16 protein-coding genes and 1 pseudogene are annotated in these 16,982 nt (G+C 63.9%); 8 read left to right on the forward strand and 9 right to left on the reverse strand.

All coding sequences use genetic code 11. The features are described 5' to 3' along the window. Window positions 1-24: 24 nt before the first annotated feature. From JQ621_RS16785 to JQ621_RS16795, 3 genes are all read right to left on the reverse strand, one after another. Entirely contained in the window at window positions 25-375 is a 351-nt protein-coding gene (locus tag JQ621_RS16785; RefSeq protein ID WP_212235796.1) for an AzlD domain-containing protein, read from the reverse strand. Then, window positions 372-1,112, reverse strand: a complete 741-nt coding sequence (locus JQ621_RS16790; protein ID WP_212235797.1) for an AzlC family ABC transporter permease — start codon at window positions 1,110-1,112, stop codon at window positions 372-374. Before JQ621_RS16790 ends, JQ621_RS16785 begins: the two co-directional genes overlap by 4 nt. A 106-nt stretch (window positions 1,113-1,218) precedes the next feature. Then, complete coding sequence (locus JQ621_RS16795; RefSeq protein WP_249125342.1) at window positions 1,219-2,241, reverse strand: lytic transglycosylase domain-containing protein; 1,023 nt, start codon at window positions 2,239-2,241, stop codon at window positions 1,219-1,221. Window positions 2,242-2,280: 39 nt separating this feature from the next. Between JQ621_RS16795 and JQ621_RS16800 the strand changes: the two genes are divergently transcribed. Further along, window positions 2,281-3,309, forward strand: coding sequence for a TRAP transporter substrate-binding protein (locus tag JQ621_RS16800; protein ID WP_212235799.1), 1,029 nt, complete (start codon window positions 2,281-2,283; stop codon window positions 3,307-3,309). 19 nt (window positions 3,310-3,328) lie between these two features. Here JQ621_RS16800 and JQ621_RS16805 read toward each other — a convergent pair whose 3' ends face one another. Then, window positions 3,329-3,529 (reverse strand): hypothetical protein, encoded by a 201-nt coding sequence (locus tag JQ621_RS16805; protein WP_212235800.1) that lies wholly within the window; start codon window positions 3,527-3,529, stop codon window positions 3,329-3,331. Between the two features lie 270 nt (window positions 3,530-3,799). Here JQ621_RS16805 and JQ621_RS16810 point away from each other — a divergent pair, with 270 nt between their 5' ends. Next, window positions 3,800-4,438 (forward strand): HAD family hydrolase, encoded by a 639-nt coding sequence (locus tag JQ621_RS16810; protein ID WP_212235801.1) that lies wholly within the window; start codon window positions 3,800-3,802, stop codon window positions 4,436-4,438. On the opposite strand, the pseudogene JQ621_RS16815 reads toward JQ621_RS16810, so the two are convergent. Further along, window positions 4,435-4,824: pseudogene (locus tag JQ621_RS16815) on the reverse strand (phenylacetaldoxime dehydratase family protein); the annotation flags it as partial. The gene JQ621_RS16810 and the pseudogene JQ621_RS16815 sit on opposite strands and share 4 nt — an antisense overlap. 28 nt (window positions 4,825-4,852) lie before the next feature. Further along, complete coding sequence (locus JQ621_RS16820) at window positions 4,853-5,869, reverse strand: carbon-nitrogen hydrolase family protein (RefSeq protein WP_212235802.1); 1,017 nt, start codon at window positions 5,867-5,869, stop codon at window positions 4,853-4,855. Window positions 5,870-6,064: 195 nt separating this feature from the next. Between JQ621_RS16820 and JQ621_RS16825 the strand changes: the two genes are divergently transcribed. From JQ621_RS16825 to JQ621_RS16840, 4 genes are all read left to right on the forward strand, one after another. Continuing rightward, window positions 6,065-7,021, forward strand: a complete 957-nt coding sequence (locus tag JQ621_RS16825; protein ID WP_212235803.1) for an AraC-like ligand-binding domain-containing protein — start codon at window positions 6,065-6,067, stop codon at window positions 7,019-7,021. Window positions 7,022-7,289: 268 nt separating this feature from the next. Further along, complete coding sequence (locus JQ621_RS16830) at window positions 7,290-7,436, forward strand: hypothetical protein (RefSeq protein WP_212236034.1); 147 nt, start codon at window positions 7,290-7,292, stop codon at window positions 7,434-7,436. 23 nt (window positions 7,437-7,459) lie between these two features. After that, entirely contained in the window at window positions 7,460-7,804 is a 345-nt protein-coding gene (locus JQ621_RS16835) for a c-type cytochrome (RefSeq protein ID WP_212235804.1), read from the forward strand. A gap of 124 nt (window positions 7,805-7,928) precedes the next feature. Further along, the gene (locus JQ621_RS16840; protein WP_212235805.1) at window positions 7,929-9,350 is read left to right on the forward strand and encodes an MFS transporter; all 1,422 of its coding nucleotides are present in this window, start codon (window positions 7,929-7,931) and stop codon (window positions 9,348-9,350) included. Between the two features lie 73 nt (window positions 9,351-9,423). Here JQ621_RS16840 and clpA read toward each other — a convergent pair whose 3' ends face one another. Both clpA and clpS read right to left on the reverse strand, forming a co-directional pair. Further along, the gene (gene clpA / locus JQ621_RS16845; RefSeq protein ID WP_212235806.1) at window positions 9,424-11,832 is read right to left on the reverse strand and encodes an ATP-dependent Clp protease ATP-binding subunit ClpA; all 2,409 of its coding nucleotides are present in this window, start codon (window positions 11,830-11,832) and stop codon (window positions 9,424-9,426) included. A gap of 294 nt (window positions 11,833-12,126) precedes the next feature. Beyond that, window positions 12,127-12,459, reverse strand: a complete 333-nt coding sequence (gene clpS / locus JQ621_RS16850; RefSeq protein ID WP_027530069.1) for an ATP-dependent Clp protease adapter ClpS — start codon at window positions 12,457-12,459, stop codon at window positions 12,127-12,129. 484 nt (window positions 12,460-12,943) lie between these two features. Between clpS and JQ621_RS16855 the strand changes: the two genes are divergently transcribed. Further along, window positions 12,944-14,326 carry a TadE/TadG family type IV pilus assembly protein gene (locus tag JQ621_RS16855; protein WP_212235807.1) on the forward strand — a complete coding sequence of 461 codons (1,383 nt, stop codon included), beginning with the start codon at window positions 12,944-12,946 and terminating at the stop codon, window positions 14,324-14,326. 70 nt (window positions 14,327-14,396) lie between these two features. On the opposite strand, the gene JQ621_RS16860 is transcribed toward JQ621_RS16855, so the two are convergent. Further along, window positions 14,397-14,735 carry a phasin family protein gene (locus tag JQ621_RS16860; protein ID WP_212235808.1) on the reverse strand — a complete coding sequence of 113 codons (339 nt, stop codon included), beginning with the start codon at window positions 14,733-14,735 and terminating at the stop codon, window positions 14,397-14,399. Between the two features lie 387 nt (window positions 14,736-15,122). On the opposite strand from JQ621_RS16860, the gene JQ621_RS16865 reads away from it, so the two are divergent. Further along, complete coding sequence (locus JQ621_RS16865) at window positions 15,123-16,928, forward strand: D-alanyl-D-alanine carboxypeptidase (protein ID WP_212235809.1); 1,806 nt, start codon at window positions 15,123-15,125, stop codon at window positions 16,926-16,928. Window positions 16,929-16,982 lie beyond the last annotated feature (54 nt).

The following is a 16,982-nucleotide window of genomic DNA, read 5'->3' on the forward strand; positions in this document are numbered from 1 at the left end:
TTCCCTGGCTTGTCGGACGCGGTTTTAGCCCAACCACCACTTGCCGGCCAGCATGAAGACTTCGCCGGCGACGACGCCCGCAAAAATCGACCGGCGGGTCAGCAGGAAAACGACGAGGCCGGCGCCGACCGCGCCGTAGCGCAAACCATCCGGCACGCTGGCGAGCGCGCCTGGCGGCTGCACGACGATCTGGGCGATGACGCCGGCCAGGATCGCCGTCGCGACCGCCCTCACCCAGACCAGCAGCTCGGAGCCCTCGTCGATGCCGCCGCCGAACCAGAGGCCCAGCATGCGCCATATCTGGTTGGGAACGACGCCGGCGACGAACAGCACGACCAGCGCCTGCCAGTCGCCGATGATTTGCGCGGCGCTCATGCGCGCACCTCCCGCCACCAGTGCACGCCATAGGCGATCGTGCCGGCCACAAGGCCGCTGACGAGGATGTCGAGGCCGGAGTTCATCTTCGCCGCCAGCGGATAGAGCAGAACGCCAAGCGCGAGCGCGACGACATCAGCGACCTCGCGGCTGTTGCGGGCGGTCGAGAACAGGAACGACAGCGGCGTCAGCAGCAGGATCGCCGCTCCAAGTGTCTGCGTCAGATTGGCTGCGAGGAAATAGCCGATCGTGTTGGCGGTGAGACACACCGAGACCAGACCGAAGCCAAGCCCGTTCACGAAGGCAATGCGCCGCTCGCGCGGTACCTGCGGCAGGAAGCGATGGCACTCGACCCATAGCGTCACGGCCGTGAGATGCGCAGCAAAGAACAGCTCGCCGCGCTTGGTCGTCGGCGTGCGCATCAGCGGCAGTACCGAGACCACCATCGGAAACAGCCTGATGGCGCTGACGGTGACCGCGATCGCCGACTGGATGACCGTCGCGCCCGAACCGAGCGTGGTGATCAGGATGATCTGCGCGGGACCTGCCCAGACGAACAACGTCGAGCAGAGCGCCCAGAGCAGGCTGAAATGGGTGTCATGGGCCAGCGCTCCGATGCCGAGATAGGTCGCGAACAGGACGAGCGTGAGGATCGTCTGCGTGATCGACCGCAGCCCCCAGCCGAAGGCGCGCCACGGACTTTGCCATTGAGGGGAATCTAGCGGAGGAAGCGCCACGGGAGCTTGGCCGAACAGTGAAGAATCTTGCCTTGCCTGCATAACGGGCAATGCCCGGGCTGACGTCAAGGAAGCCCGGGGCGGGGCTGGCATGCGCGGCACTGCCCTAGCCGCTCACGCCCCTGTTCTTCAGCACAAAGCACGCCCCGCCCGCTTTGCGGATGCGGTTGCAGAGGTCGTCGGCCTCGGGTCGCGTATCGGTGCCGATGCGGACCTGGTAGAAGGCGTGCGACCCGCGGCTGCGCACCACCGAGCTCAGCAGGCTCGGATCGCGTTCGCCGATCACGGCGCTGAGGCGCGTCACGGCGCGGGAATACATTGCCAGCGCCTTGTTGCGGTCGAATCCGGCGGCGAGCTGCACACCCCAGAGCTTGGCGGCGGCGAGCTCGACATGCTGCTCCAGCTCGGCGACGAACGGGTTCGGCGCGCGCTTGAGCAGCGCCATCAGGTCGCGGCAGCTCGTCGGCGGTGAGCTCGGCGGCCCCTTGCCCGTGCTGCCGGCCTTCGCCCATGTGTCAACGCTCGCACCGGTAATGGCGTAGACGTAGTTGCGGGTCTGCTCCGGCATGCCTCCGGTGCCGGCGAGCCATTCCTGGACCCGCCGCGGGCCCGCATTGTAGGCGGCTGCGGCGAGACCGAGATTGCCGAACTGGTTGCGCAGCTCGTTCAGGAACTCCGCCGCTTTCGGCAGGGCCTGAACCGGATTGAACGGATTGAGCAGCCCGCGCTCGCTCGCGGTGCCCGGCATGAACTGCGCAATGCCTTGTGCCTGCTCGCCGCTGCGCGTGATCGGGCCCACCGCGTCGGCCTGGAAACGGCTCTCCTGCCAGATGACGCGGGCGAAAAATTCCAGCGGCAGATTGGCATCGCGCGCGGCCGCCTCCACGATCAGGCAGATCGATTCCCTTGTGTCGCTCTCACGCGCATCCGTGGCTTTCCGCGGTGGATATGCAAGCTCCTCGACGCTGGGAATGGCGACACCTGTCTTCGCGGGCGAGTCGTCCCATGCCGCCGCCTCCATCGCCGAGACGAGCAGTGCTGCGAGGCAGATTGACGCAATTCTCGCCAGCCGTGCCCAAGCAACGCAATGGCGGAGGCCGGTGAGGCGTGCAACAAGATGATCTGCCATGTTGTGGCGTCGTGTCATGGATCGTCGAGCTGCCAATCTATGTTGTCTGACCTGCTTGTCTCAATGCGTTCCCTCGCCAACAGGATCCCTGCCCTCCTTGCCCTCGCCGCGCTCGCCTTGGGCACCGCACCGGCCATAGGGCAAGTCGCCCCTCAAGTGGTCTGGCGGATGGCGACTGAATATCCTGACAACAACATCTCGGGGATCGGGCTCACGACTTTCGCCGATCGCGTGGCCACGCGTACAAACCGTTTCGTGACCGTCACCAACGCCTTCGACAATCAGCTGAAGATCAGCTCTGGCGAGATGCCGCGCGCGGTGCTGGACGGCCGGGTTACCGGCGGGGATGCCTTCGCAGGCGCGCTCTCCGGCATCGATCCCGTGCTCGGCCTCTCGACGCTGCCCTTCCTGATCCAATCGGTCGATCTCGCCCATGCTGCCAACGCGCGTGCGCGCCCTCTCTACGAAAAGGCACTCGCCGCGCGCGGTCTCAAGCTGCTCTACGTGACGGTCTGGCCGGCCACGGGCCTTTGGTCGGACCGCGCGCTCGCAGGCGCCGATGACCTGCCGAAACTCAATTTGCGTGCTTACGATGCCAATTCAAGCGAGGTGATGAAGGCAGCGGGCGCGAACGCGCAATTCCTGCCGATGGATACCGCGCTGGCTGGCCTCAGGGAACGTCGGCTGAATGCGTTCCTCACCTCCGGCGACGGCGGCGCGGGACGCAAATTGTGGGACTTCCTGCCCTATTTCACGGCCATCAACTACGCAATGCCGGTCTCGATCGCTTTCGTCCGCGACGAGGCATTTGCCGCGCTGCCAGAGCCAATGCAGCGCGAGGTCCTGGCTGCTGCCGCCGAAACAGAGCAGAGCCAGCTCGCACTGCTGACCCACCGCACGTCCGAGAATTATGCGCGCATGCGCGACAACGGCGTCAAGATCGCCGAGCCCGCACCGCCATCGCTCGTGGCGGCGCTGCGAGCGGCCGCGACGGGCACGATCGCCGCCTGGGAGGCACGGGCCGGCGCGGATGCCGCCGCGATCGTCGAATGGGCGAAACAGCAATAAGGCGCTCGCCTTGGCTGCTTCAGTTCGTAACGGGAACCAGGTTTTCGCCCTTGATGGCGCGGTCGAGGGCGTCGATCAAAGCCTGGATCTCCACGAACTTGTTGCGCGCCCGCTCGGCGGTGTCGCGCACGAAGGGAGCCGCCAACACTTTCGCATGTGCGTCCCGGTCTTCGATCATGCGATCACGGGCCTTCTTCAGTGTTTCAAGTCGCTCACTCATTCGGGCTCTCCTTCAGATCGGCACGGGGCGAAATCGAGGCATGCGCGCTCCCCGCCCAGTCGGCGGCAGCGCTGGCGACTCTCAGTCACCGGTGAATGCCAGGGGAAATGCGGTGATGGGGCGACCCTACGCCGACGCCCGGCAGATAGCGAGCTTTGATGCGCCATATGACCTCAACAGGGCGGATTTCGACGCGCCGATCGTTCCGCGTTGCCTTGGAGGGCAGCCTCGTCTAGGTCAAGCAGCGGTATCAACGCGGGCACGACCGGCATGGCGACCATCTTCTTCGATCTCGACGGCACGCTGACCAATCCGAAACCCGGGATCACGCGCTCGATCCAGTATGCGCTGGAGCGGCTGAGCCTTGCCGTCCCGAGCGAGGATGAGCTGACCTGGTGCATCGGGCCGCCGCTGCATGCGAGCCTGAAGAAGCTCACCGGGACCGACGCACTGGCCGACCGGGCGCTGCTGCTCTACCGCGAACGCTTCAGCGAAGTCGGCCTGTTCGAGAACGAGGCCTATGCCGGCATCATCGACACCCTGACGACGATTGCCGCAACCGACCAGCGCCTGTTCGTTGCGACCAGCAAACCCGCCGTCTACGCCACCCGCATCGTCGAACACTTTGGCCTGAAGCCGTATTTCGAGCGCGTATACGGCTCCGAGCTCGACGGCACACGTGTCGACAAGCGCGACCTGCTGCGCCACGCGCTCGACGAGACCAGGGTCGATGCGACCAGCGCCATCATGATCGGCGACCGCAGCCATGACGTGCTCGGCGCCCGCGCCAACGGCATGACCGCGATCGGCGTGCTCTATGGCTACGGCAGCGAGGCCGAGCTGAGGGACGCCGGCGCGCACCACATCTGTGCCGCGCATCCGGAGCTGCTCGGTCATTGCTTGGCCTAGACGCTGACGGTCTCCACCGCCGTCAACATTCCGGTCTTGGCGTGGCAGTTCAGATATTCAAAGAACTGCTCGTCGGCGGCCGCCACCGTAACTTCATGATAGAGCCGCAGCTTGGCTGACGGCCCCAGCATCGAGAGATATTTCATCGCCGCGCCGAAGATCCTGACGTGGGTCGGGTGCGATTCCGCCAAACGTTCCAGCGCAGCCAAGCTCCTCCGCCGGCTCTGGCCGTAGGATTTCTCGCTCGCCTTGCCGTCGGCCGGGAGCACCTGCATGTAGCGCTTGGCGTAGCAGCCAATCGCAAGCCCGTCGTCGCGCAAGAAATCTATGCCCTCGCGCAGCACCGGCTCGACCTCGTCGAGGTAGAGCTTTCGCTCGGACGCCTCGGCAATGCCCTCCCCTCGATCTCTCTGATCAGCTCGCTGCCGCGCCGATATCCGCCGGCTCGATGGCATCAACTGGCAGTGCGAACTGCTCGACGCGCTTGTAAGGCTTCTTGTTGAGCAGCAGCCGCGTAACGTCGGGCCGTGAATAATGTCCGGCAGGATCGGCGGCGTTCTTGGCGACACCAATGGCACCGAGATCGATCTCGGCAATCAAAAGCCCCTCCTGGTCCGGCGCGAGCTTGCCGCCGATCTGGCTGCCGTCAGGGCCGTAGATCGCGGCAAAACCACCGCCGACATGCAGCAGCGCATTCTTGTCCGGCCGGTCGCAGAGCTCGTCAATCATCGCCTGAGAGACGGTCGCGCACGGCGCGAGCACGAAGCAGGAGCCTTCCACCGCATAGACACGGGAGGCGGCGTTGTTGACCTCGGCGCCGAGGGCTGGTGCGAAGGGATCGTAGAGCGAGAAGCTCGGCCAGGCCGCGACATGCACCTGCTCGTTCTGGGCGTACATCGCATATTTGGACAGCGGCTGGAGATGCTCCCAGCAGCACAGCGCACCCAAGCGGCCGATGTCGGGGCGCGCGTGGACCGCAAGATCGCTGCCGTCGCCCTCGCCATAGACGGTGCGCTCGGCGTGGGTCGGCCGTAATTTACGCCGCTTCGCAATGGTCTCGCCGTCGGGCCCGATCAGCCATTGCGCCAGATAGAGGCTTCCACCGTCGCGCTCGGACAAGCCGATCACGGCGGTAAGCCTGGCCTTGCGGACGGCGTCACGCAGTCGCTCGGCCTGCGGGGTGTCATAGGCAAGCGAATTATCAAAGTAGCGCTGCACGAAACCGCGGCCGATCGCCCAGGCCGGCGAGTCCATCCAGATATGCCAGGGGTAACCGGGGATGAAAGCCTCGGGAAACGCGATCAGCTTGGCGCCTTTCTCGGCGGCTTCTCCGATCAACGCGATCGACTTGTCGATCGAGGCGTCGAGGTCGAGCCAGGCGGGGGCCGCCTGCACCACCGCGACCTTGTATTTCGGATGCTCGATACCCATTGCCGCCTCCATTCCTGGTTGATCCAAGACCACGTCCGATGCAGTCTATTGAGCCAAGCCGGGCGGCCGCCTGCTCGACCACGGCGGAACAAAAATTCGACTGGAGGGATCGCCGCCCGGTACGGAACTTGCCTGCGCTCAGGCGGATCTGCGCCACCACGCGGTCTTGCGGGAAGTGAAAGGGGGGCTTGCCAGATGCCAATCCAGTTCACGACAGACGGCAGCCCCGGCTACCGCCGGCTCGCCCTTTGGCAGGACATCGTCTGCGACGTCTTCGTCGGGCTCGACTGCAAGTCGGACCTCGGCAGCGCCTTTCATGGCTCGGTCACGCAAGTCCCGCTCGGCAAGGCCGTTTGCTCCGAGGTCTGCTCGGACCGCCAGCACGTGTTCCGCACGCCCTCGCGGATCGCGCGCTCGGATCAGGATTACGTTCTAGTCGCGCTCGGCAATCGCGGTGATGGCGGCGTCGTGCAGGACGGCCGTGAGACCGTGATCCATCCCGGCGAGTTCGCGCTCTACGACACCACGCGTCCCTATGAGCTGAAGTTCAAGGACACGTTCTCCCAGACCATCTTCAAGGTGCCACGCCAGATGCTGCAGCGGCGGCTTGGCGGCACCGAAACGCTCACCGCAATCACGTTTGGGGCCGATGCGCCGGTCGAACGGCTCGCTTATGATTTCATCTCCAGGCTCTGCCAGAGCGCGGACCGGCTCGCGCCGAACAGCGCAGCGGCCTTATCCGAGCAAGCCGTCGACTTGCTCGCAATGGCGCTGAGCGAGCGGCTCGGCGGGACATCGCTGCCGTCCTCGACCCATCGCTCCGCCCTGCTCTACCGGCTCAAGGCGCATATCCGCGCGCGCCTCGCCGATCCCGACCTTTCGCTGGCCGAGACCGCCGCCGCGCTCGGCATCTCATCGCGCTACGTCAACGATCTTCTTGCCGACGAGGACACCTCGTTCCAGCGTCATGTGCTTGCCGAGCGTCTCGCCCAATGCAAACGGGACCTCGCCTCGCCCATGCTTGCTCAGCGCCACATCAGCGAGATCGCGTTTGCATGGGGCTTTAACGACCTCTCGCATTTCGGCCGCGTTTTCCGCGAGCATTTCGGGATGTCGCCGCGCGACTTCAGGCAGAGCCAACTGCGACACTGACGTCAAGTCCAGTCAGCTATCATCGCAAATCCCGGTGCGGTCGGCTGGTCCCCGACCAAGGATCGTATCGCAAAGCTCGATGCCGCGAGCAAAGGTGACGCTGCCCTATCCGCATCGGCACCAGCGCGGCACCTTCTCCGACCGCAATCCGTCGCCGGTGTATTTGGCTAACGCGCAAGGGCCGCCTTGATTTGAGCTGTATCAATCCTGCCCGTACGGATCGTGGCATCGTGCTGCCTTGCGAGGCAGCCCGATGCGCCGATTTGCCATGAAAGCCTTGTTCACCGCCCTCAATCTCGATCGCACCGAGCGGACGCGGATCGACTGGGATCGCCGCGTCGTGATCATTTCAACGGCCGTGACGGTTGGGCTGATCGCGCTTTATGCCTATGGCAAGGCAACTTCGCGATGGTGAGGAGACCGGGCGCATCGCAGGGAATGGCTGTGATCAAGTCGGCGTCTTCGACTCTACTCCTGATTGGCCTGTCGTGTGCTTCATCCGCCCACGCGCTGGATGCCGAGCAGCAGCACGGTCAAGCCCTGCTGGAAAAAATGTGCTCACGCTGCCATGCGGTAGGCACGACCGGTACGAGCCCGAATGAGCTGGCCCCACCCTTCCGTAGCCTGGGTGAAAACAAGCTTTACGACCCTGATTTCCCAGTGCGCCTCCAAGAAGGTTACAGCAGCATTCATCGATTCATGCCGACCTTCCGCTTCGACCGGGAGAACGCCGAGGCCGTCACCAACTACCTCAAGGCCATTCAGGTGCGAAAGAAGAACTAACCCAAGCCCCGCAAGTTATCGACTTGTGCCGTGGTGGGAACCGCCCGTGTCTTGCCGGGTTGCGGTCGATCACGCAATTTCCTAATCCGGTTTTCATCACGGCTCGAACCAAGCACGCCCCACCATGTCGCCTGTCCCGACCGAACATGCCGACGGCCTGCCACAGCCTCAGCGCAATCAGGCCATCCTGACCATTGCGCTCAGCATCACCATGGCCGTCGTCGACAGCGCCATTGCCAATGTCGCACTGCCGACGATCGCGACCGACCTGAACGCGAGTCCGGCGTTCTCGATCTGGATCGTCAACGGCTATCAGCTTGCGATCACGATCTCGCTGCTGCCGCTGGCCTCGCTTGGCGAGATCGTCGGCTATCGCCGCGTTTATCTGATCGGGCTCGCGCTATTCACGCTCGCATCCGCCTTCTGCGCACTGGCGCATACGCTGCCGCTGCTGACGGTTGCCCGCATCATCCAGGGCTTTGGCGCGGCCGGCATCATGAGCGTCAATTCGGCGCTGGTTCGTTTCACCTATCCGCGCAGCCAGCTGGGCCGGGGCATCGGACTCAATGCGCTCGTCGTCGCCTTCTCCGCCGCGATCGGGCCGACGCTCGCTGCCGGCATCCTTGCGGTCGGCAGCTGGCCCTGGCTGTTCGCCATCAACGTGCCGCTTGGCGTGGTGACGCTGCTGCTCGGCCTGCGCAGCCTCCCGCACACGACCCTGGCGGGCCATTCCTTCGACTGGCAGAGCGCCGGGCTCTCGGCGATCACCTTCGGCATCGGTATCGCCGCGATCGACAGCGTCGGCCACGGCGAGGCGACGTTCACCTGTCTCGTTCAGTTCGCCATCGCGATCATCGCCGGTGCTCTGCTGATCTATCGCGAGACCCACATAAAGTCGCCGCTGTTGCCGGTCGACCTGCTGCGCATCCCGGTCTTCGGGCTGTCGATTGCGACCTCGATCGCTTCGTTCTGCGGCCAGATGCTGGCCTTCGTCGCGATGCCCTTCTACCTTCAGAGCCGCTTCGGCTACTCGGCGGTGCATATGGGCCTTCTGATCACGCCATGGCCGATTGCGGTGGCGTGCGCCGCGCCCCTCGCCGGCCGGCTGGTCGAGCGCTATCCGGCCGGCCTGCTCGGCGGCATCGGGCTGACGCTGTTCGCCTGCGGCCTCGGCACGCTCGCTTTTCTGCCCCCAAGCCCGACGCCGCTTGACGTGGTCTGGCGGATGGCATTGGCGGGCTTCGGCTTCGGCCTGTTTCAGACGCCCAATAACCGCACCATGATCGCAGCCGCCCCGCGCGATCGCGCTGGCGGTGCCAGCGGCATGCTGGGCACGGCACGCCTGCTCGGCCAGACCACCGGAGCTGCGCTGGTGGCGCTGTTCCTTGGCCGCTACCCGGCAGAGGGAACCCGGATTGCACTTCTCAGCGGCGTTGGATTTGCCCTCTGCGGCGCGATGCTAAGCCTGCTGCGGCTGTCGCCCGCAGGCGCACGCGGCGCCGAACACGTTCGGGTCCAGGACGATCAGCGCCTGCGGGGTGAATAGGGTCCGACAAAATGTGATGCCGGCAAACAAAAGGCCGGCTCTGCAGCCGGCCTTTCGATTCATGATGCGCCGATCAAACCTTGACCAGTGGGCCCTTTGACGTCGGCCCTTTGGAGCCGCCGGGGCCGCCCGGCTTGTTGGGCTTGCCCGGCGGGCGCTTGCGAGCCGGCAGCTTTTCCTGCTTCGGTGTGACCGGGCCCTCGACGAACTCGAAGCCGATCTTGTCCTTGGTCTCGTCAGCCTCGTCCTTGACCAGGACGACGCGGACATGGCCACCGCCCTTGAGCTTGCCGAACAGCACCTCGTCAGCCAGCGGCTTCTTGATGTGCTCCTGGATGACGCGGGCCATCGGCCGCGCGCCCATCTGTTCGTCATAGCCGTGCTTGACCAGCCAGGTCTTGGCGGGCTCGGACAGCTCGATGGTAACGTCGCGATCGCCAAGCTGTGCCTCGAGCTGAAGCACGAACTTCTCGACCACGGTGCCGATCACCTCGACGCTGAGATGGCCGAACGAGACGATGGCATCGAGGCGGTTGCGGAATTCCGGAGCGAACTGCCGGTTGATCGCCTCGTGGTCGTCGCCTTCGCGCTTCGAACGGGTGAAGCCGAACGCCTGCTTGGCGAGATCCGAAGCACCCGCATTCGTGGTCATGATCAGGATCACGTTGCGGAAGTTGACCTGTTTGCCGTTGTGGTCGGTCAGCCGGCCGTGGTCCATGATCTGGAGCAGCACGTTGTAGAGATCGGGATGCGCCTTCTCGATTTCGTCGAGCAGCACCACGCAATGCGGGTGCTGGTCGACGCCGTCGGTCAGCAGGCCGCCCTGGTCGAAGCCGACATAGCCGGGAGGCGCGCCGATCAGTCGCGACACAGTGTGCCGCTCCATGTATTCGGACATGTCGAAGCGCAGGAGCTCGACGCCGAGCGACGCCGCGAGCTGCTTGGCGACCTCGGTCTTGCCGACGCCGGTCGGACCGGAGAACAGGTAGCAACCGATCGGCTTCTCCGGCTCGCGCAGTCCGGCACGCGCCAGCTTGATGGAGGCTGCCAGCGATTCGATCGCCTTGTCCTGGCCGAACACCGTGCGCTTCAGGGTCTGCTCGAGATGCTTGAGCACCTCGGCGTCGTCCTTCGACACGCTCTTCGGCGGAATCCGCGCCATCGAAGCGATCGTGGTCTCGATCTCCTTGATGCCGATCGTCTTCTTACGCTTGTTTTCGGCAACCAGCATCTGCGCCGCGCCTGACTCGTCGATGACGTCGATCGCCTTGTCCGGCAGCTTGCGGTCGTGGATGTAGCGGGAGGACAGCTGCACCGCAGCCTCGATCGCCTCGTTGGTGTACTTCAGCCGGTGATAGTCCTCGAAGTACGGCTTGAGGCCCTTGAGGATCGCGATCGCGTCCTCCACCGTCGGCTCGTTGATGTCGATCTTCTGGAAGCGCCGCACCAGCGCGCGGTCCTTCTCGAAGTGCTGGCGATATTCCTTGTAGGTGGTCGAGCCCATGCATCGGATCGTGCCCGAGGCGAGCGCGGGCTTGAGCAGGTTCGACGCATCCATCGCCCCGCCCGACGTCGCGCCCGCACCGATCACGGTATGGATCTCGTCGATGAAGAGGATCGCGTTGGGATGCGCCTCGAGCTCCTTCAGCACCTGCTTGAGGCGCTCCTCGAAGTCACCGCGATAGCGCGTGCCCGCAAGCAACGTGCCCATGTCCAGCGAGAACACGGTCGCAGCCGCCAGAACCTCCGGCACCTCGCTGTCGACGATGCGCTTGGCGAGGCCCTCCGCGATCGCGGTCTTGCCGACGCCGGCCTCGCCCACGAACAGCGGATTGTTCTTCTGGCGGCGGCACAGCACCTGGATCGCCCGGTTGATCTCGGAATTGCGTCCGATCACCGGATCGATCTTGCCGTCACGCGCCTTCTTGTTGAGATTGACGCAATAGGTCTCGAGCGCCTCGCCCTTCTTCTTGGCGTCGTCGGTGCCCTTGGTCTCGGTCTCCTCGTCGACGCCGCGCACAGGCCGCGCCTCGGAGACACCAGGCCGCTTGGCGATGCCGTGACTGATGTAGTTGACGGCATCATAGCGCGTCATGTCCTGCTCCTGCAGGAAGTACGCGGCATGACTCTCGCGTTCGGCGAAGATCGCGATCAGCACATTCGCACCGGTCACCTCTTCGCGACCGGAGGATTGCACGTGGATCACCGCGCGCTGGATCACGCGCTGGAAACCGGCGGTCGGTTTGGCGTCGTCGGCACCATCCGTCACCAGATTTTCGAATTCGGTCTCAAGATAGTTGACGAGACTCGTGCGGAGCTTGTCGAGGTCGACGCTACAGGCACGCATGACGGCGGCTGCATCGGAGTCATCGATCAAGGAAAGCAGGAGATGCTCAAGCGTCGCGTATTGGTGATGACGCTCGTTTGCGATCGCCAGTGCACGATGCAGGGATTGTTCAAGGCTTTGGGAAAAAGTCGGCATTCGCGTCCTCTATGGCCCCCACCATCATGATCGCCATCGCCCGGTCAGGCAACAACAACCTTTGTCACATATAGTTATACAAGATCGCGGCGAAAGACCGGTTCCGCGACTCGACAGGCAGTACGAGCCCACCGCATTCTCGATGCAAAACCCGTTCCGATTTGGGCAAAACCACCCATTTGGGCAGGATTGGCGCCGGCGCCGATGTAGGCCGGATCACGCCGCGGCATGCGCTGACATCACACACCGCACGAACAGAACGACTCCGGAGAACGCTGGATACAAACGCGCGGGCTACTTCTTTTCCATCACGCATTGCAGCGGGTGCTGGTGCTTGCGGGCGAAATCCATCACCTGCGTCACCTTCGTCTCTGCAATCTCATAGGTGAACACGCCGCACTCTCCGATACCGTGATGGTGGACATGCAGCATGATCTTGGTCGCGGCCTCGACGTCCTTCTGGAAGAATTTCTCCAGCACGTGGACGACGAATTCCATCGGAGTGTAGTCGTCGTTGAGGATCAGCACACGATAAAGGTTCGGCCGCTTGGTCTTCGGCTTGACCTTGGTGATGACAGACGTGTTGGGACCCGCCGGGCCGCCCGAACGGTTCTCGTCATTGCTCATCCGGGGAGCGTGGGCGGCGGACGCCGCGGAAAGGTCAAGTCTGGAAGTCAGTTGCGGCATGGCTCAGGCGTTCAAATTCCCCACGGAAGCGTATGACGACTTGCCACGCGGCCCCGCACACGGAAGCTCCGCGCTGGCGCGCCGGCTTTTTGGATCGCCGCCTCCAGCCCGTCCGGCCTAACCGGATCGGCTGCAAGGAATATGGGCCTGCCATCGGCTAGCCGCAAGCGTGCAAAGGTCCAGCCGATGCGGCCGCAACGATCCCGATTCCCGGTCCGGGCGATCCTGGACAAGGTTAATCAATCCGAACCGATTTGACAAAAATTTCCCGCTGGCCGTTCAGAGGGTGTTGACCAGGAACCCGACGCCGACATGACCCGCGGCGTTCTGGAGCAGGATTCTCCCGTTTTTCTACGGGCCTGGTTTACCCGTCTTTCAAGGCCTTGGCGCAAAATAGGGCAAAACCACAGACCCCGGAATCGTCATGTTTCGCCTGCCCGTCGTCAGCCGCATGGGTCGACAGTTCACCCGTTTCGCGAGGGCGGAGCAAGGCAATATCGCCATGATCTTCGCCATCAGCCTGGTGCCTGTTCTCGGCTTCATGGGCGCCGCGATAGATTACAGCCGCGCCGTCCAGGCCCGCACCCAGATGCAGGCAGCGCTGGATTCCACCGCGCTGATGCTCTCCAAGGATTTGTCGTCGGGCGTCATCACGACGTCGCAGATCAACTCCAAGGCGCAGAGCTATTTCAACGGCCTGTACACCAATACGAGCACCCAGTCGCTGGCCGTCTCGGCGAGCTATACGGCTGCAAGCAGCTCTGCCAATGCGTCGGTCCAGGTCACGGGATCCGGATCGATTCCCACAGAGTTCACGAAAATCATCGGATTTCCGAATCTCGGCTTCAGTGCGAGCTCAACCAGCACCTGGGGAGCCAGCCTGCTGCGCGTTGCGCTGGTGCTCGATAACACCGGTTCGATGGGGCAATACAACAAGCTGACGTCAATGCAGAGCGCGGCCAAGAGCCTGGTCACCCAATTGTCCAACCTCGCCGTGAACGCTGGTGACGTCTATATTTCCATCGTTCCCTTCGAGATCGATGTCAATGTCGGCACGTCCAATGTCGGCGCGAGCTGGCTGCGTTGGGATCAATGGGATCCGAAGAACTATTCCAATGCAGCCACTCCGTGGCAGACCTATTGCAGTGGCGGCTACTGGATGACCATGGCCCAATGCAAAGGCCATGGCTACAATTGGGGTCATACGCCATCCGGCAGCACGTCGCAGTGGAACGGCTGCGTGACCGATCGGGACCAGAGCTACGACGTCTCGTCCACCGCGCCCACCTCGGTCGCGACCTATTTCTACGCCGACCAGGACCAGTCGTGCCCGACGGCGCAGATTCTGCCGCTGACCTACAATTGGACTGCGGTAAACAACACGATCAATGCCATGACGGCCCAAGGCGCGACCAACCAGACCATCGGGCTGCAGTGGGGCTGGCTCTCGCTGCTTCAGCAGGCACCGCTGAACGCGCCGGCGGAACCAGCTACCGGCAACACCTATCAGCACATCATCGTGCTGTTTACCGACGGCTTGAACACCGGCGACCGCTGGTACGGCGATTTCTCGAACACGAGCAGCCAGGTCGACTCGCGCATGAGCACCCTGTGCACCAACATCAAGAACTCGGGCGTGACCATCTACACGGTTCAGATCGATACGGACGGCGCGGGCCAGTCTGCAGTCCTGCCGGGCTGCGCGAGCGACTCGAGCAAGTTCTTCATGCTGACGAGTTCGAGCCAGATCGCAGCCGCCTTCAACCAGATTGGCGTATCGATCTCCAAGCTCCACGTATCACGGTGACGCGGCGGAGCCTGCACAAAAAAAGCCCGACTGTTTCAGCCGGGCTTTTCGATTCCAGGAGTTCAGAGAATTACTGAGCAGCCGGGGTGAACTTCGACACGACCGTCTCGACCGGCTTGAAAGCCTGCTTGGCAAGGTCGCTGTAGAGGCCGGCGATCTTCTGCGATTCCGCGACGAAGGTCTCGTAGGCGGAACGGGCGAAATCGGTCTGGGCTTCCATCGCCTTGTCCAGCGACTTCACGCCGGAAAGCTTCTCGACGAAGGACTTGGTGTCTTCAAAGGACTTCTTGGTGTAGTCGCCGTAGGCGCTGGCGATCGCCTGGAGGCCGTGCTGCACCGAGGTCGCGGAGGCAACGTATGTCTCGAAATGCTCTTTCCCGTAGTTCTGGAAGTCTTCAACCTTGAACATCTTGGAATCCTTTTCCCTGGCTCGTGTCCGGAAGCCCCGGCTCCCTGACTCTGCCCACAATTAGTGCAACGCACAAAAAAGTCAAGAATATTGTGCGACGCACAAAAATAGATGCAAGTCGCGGAGATTCCCGGGCTTTTCCGCAATGGTTCCTTAAGCTTTTGGAAACCGCACCCCCCTACCCTGATTCCCTGGACGGTTCACCTTCCGCAAACGGTCAAAAGCCGTTTGAGAACATCACCTTAGCCAGAACAGCGGCTCAGGCCCAACGTTCCCCGCACTGAGCACCAGCGGAGGGACAGCCTAAGCAGGTAATGATACCGGGTCCGCAGGGCACAATTTTGCCTCACGAGCCGGTGATCAAGTCACAAACGGGGACGGGGTTCCATGCTTCGTAACAACTGGTCTTCCTCGCGCTTGGCGCGGGTTGGCGTTTTCGGTCTTCTCACGGTCACCACTGCCGTCATCTTCACGACCAATGCTGCCGACGCACGGCACTATCGCCGTCACTATGCGCACCACCGGGTGCAGCGCGAAGCCTCCGAGAGTTCCAGTCCGAAATTCGCGTCGATCATCGTCGACGGCAATTCAGGCGCGGTGCTCCAGTCGACCAGCCCGGACGGGCTGCGTCATCCCGCCTCGCTTACCAAGATCATGACGCTCTATCTGCTGTTCGAGCGTCTGGAGTCCGGCAAGATGAAGCTCGACACCGAGTTGCCGGTGTCTCAGCATGCCGCCGACCAGGATCCGACCAAGCTCAATTTGCGCGCCGGCCAGACCATCCGCGTCGAGGACGCGATCAAGGGCCTCGTCACCCGCTCCGCCAACGACGCCGCTGTCGTGATCGCGGAAGCAATCGGCGGCGACGAGGACGATTTCGCCGCGATGATGACGCGCAAGGCGCGCGCTCTCGGAATGTCCAAGACGGTCTATCGCAACGCCAACGGCCTTCCCAACGACGAGCAGGTCACGACAGCGCGCGACCAGGCCACGCTCGGCCGCGCCATCCAGGAGCGCTTCCCGCGCTACTATCGCTATTTCTCGACCACCACGTTCAGCTGGCGCGGAGAATCGATCCGCAACCACAATCACCTGCTCGGCAGCGTCGAAGGCGTCGACGGCATCAAGACCGGCTACACCCGCGCCTCCGGCTTCAATCTCGTGACGTCGATGCGCCGTGGTAACCGCCACCTGATCGGCGTGGTGCTCGGCGGCCGCAGCGGCGGCTCGCGCGACGCCATCATGCGCAACCTGCTCGCCGAGAATCTCGAGAAGGGCGCGACCGTCCACACCGTTGCTGCGGTGACCGAACGCAATGGTGCCGACGCCAGCACCGACGTCGCCGATGCGTCGGACACCCCTGCCCGTCCCACTCCGCAGGTCCAGGCCGCAGCCGCTCCGGCCCCCGAGGCAGCCGCGCCGCGTCCCGCCTCGCGCCTCTCCGCGCTTGCAGCGGCGACCGCAGCGATGCCGCCGGCTCAGGCCAAACCTGAAGCCAAGCCCATGGAGTCCAGGATCGAGCCCGCGCCGCTCACCAATGGCGTGATCTCGAGCCAGCCGCTCTCCCTCATTCCGGGATCGTCCGAACCGATGAGGCCGGTCCGGGTCAAGACGGTTCAGGTCAAGGCCGGCGCGGTCAAGGTCGCCTCCGCCGCCCCGGCACAGGTCGCACCGCAGGTCACCAACACGATTTCGCCTCGCACTGATGTCGCCGAGACCTCAGGCGCGGTCGTCGCCAGGGCAGACATCGTCAACAAGCCGGAGCAGGCTCGTGCCGAACTGCCGCAGCAGCCGGCTGGCTTCGGCACCGGCAACGGCGTCCTCGGCGTGCTGCCCGCCGCAACCGCCGCGGCCCCGGCCCCCGCCCCGGTCGCCAAGCTTGCCTCCGCCGATCCGGCAGCGCAGCCGATCCAGATGAGCGCCACCGCCAAGCCCGCGGTCACCCATAGCGGCTGGATCGTCCAGGTCGGCGCGCTCGAGAGCGAAAGCGAAGCCCAGCAGCGCATCGAAGCCGCGCGCAGCTCGGCCCACGGCCTGCTCAGCAAGGCCGATCCGTTCACCGAGCCTGTCGTCGCCAGGGACAATCGCAAGCTCTACCGCGCCCGCTTCGCCGGGCTCGAGCGGGACCAGGCCGAAGCCGTCTGCAAGACGCTGAAGCGCGCTGATATCTCCTGCATGACCGTCCGCAACTGATCGCCCTTGGCTTTCCGAACAAAATGCCCGCGCCTTGCGCGGGCATTTTTGTTT

The sequence above is a fragment of the Bradyrhizobium manausense genome, from assembly GCF_018129685.1.
GTDB classification, from domain to species: Bacteria; Pseudomonadota; Alphaproteobacteria; order Rhizobiales; family Xanthobacteraceae; genus Bradyrhizobium; species Bradyrhizobium manausense_D.

Excerpts from the sequence above, each read along its gene's own strand:
- JQ621_RS16785 (WP_212235796.1), bottom strand. The coding sequence starts at position 375 with ATGAGCGCCGCGCAAATCATCGGCGACTGGCAGGCGCTGGTCGTGCTG.
- JQ621_RS16795 (WP_249125342.1), bottom strand. The coding sequence starts at position 2,241 with ATGGCAGATCATCTTGTTGCACGCCTCACCGGCCTCCGCCATTGCGTT.
- JQ621_RS16800 (WP_212235799.1), top strand. The coding sequence starts at position 2,281 with ATGTTGTCTGACCTGCTTGTCTCAATGCGTTCCCTCGCCAACAGGATC.
- JQ621_RS16805 (WP_212235800.1), bottom strand. The coding sequence starts at position 3,529 with ATGAGTGAGCGACTTGAAACACTGAAGAAGGCCCGTGATCGCATGATC.
- JQ621_RS16810 (WP_212235801.1), top strand. The coding sequence starts at position 3,800 with ATGGCGACCATCTTCTTCGATCTCGACGGCACGCTGACCAATCCGAAA.
- JQ621_RS16820 (WP_212235802.1), bottom strand. The coding sequence starts at position 5,869 with ATGGGTATCGAGCATCCGAAATACAAGGTCGCGGTGGTGCAGGCGGCC.
- JQ621_RS16825 (WP_212235803.1), top strand. The coding sequence starts at position 6,065 with ATGCCAATCCAGTTCACGACAGACGGCAGCCCCGGCTACCGCCGGCTC.
- JQ621_RS16830 (WP_212236034.1), top strand. The coding sequence starts at position 7,290 with ATGAAAGCCTTGTTCACCGCCCTCAATCTCGATCGCACCGAGCGGACG.
- JQ621_RS16835 (WP_212235804.1), top strand. The coding sequence starts at position 7,460 with ATGGCTGTGATCAAGTCGGCGTCTTCGACTCTACTCCTGATTGGCCTG.
- JQ621_RS16840 (WP_212235805.1), top strand. The coding sequence starts at position 7,929 with ATGTCGCCTGTCCCGACCGAACATGCCGACGGCCTGCCACAGCCTCAG.
- clpA (WP_212235806.1), bottom strand. The coding sequence starts at position 11,832 with ATGCCGACTTTTTCCCAAAGCCTTGAACAATCCCTGCATCGTGCACTG.
- clpS (WP_027530069.1), bottom strand. The coding sequence starts at position 12,459 with ATGAGCAATGACGAGAACCGTTCGGGCGGCCCGGCGGGTCCCAACACG.
- JQ621_RS16855 (WP_212235807.1), top strand. The coding sequence starts at position 12,944 with ATGTTTCGCCTGCCCGTCGTCAGCCGCATGGGTCGACAGTTCACCCGT.
- JQ621_RS16860 (WP_212235808.1), bottom strand. The coding sequence starts at position 14,735 with ATGTTCAAGGTTGAAGACTTCCAGAACTACGGGAAAGAGCATTTCGAG.
- JQ621_RS16865 (WP_212235809.1), top strand. The coding sequence starts at position 15,123 with ATGCTTCGTAACAACTGGTCTTCCTCGCGCTTGGCGCGGGTTGGCGTT.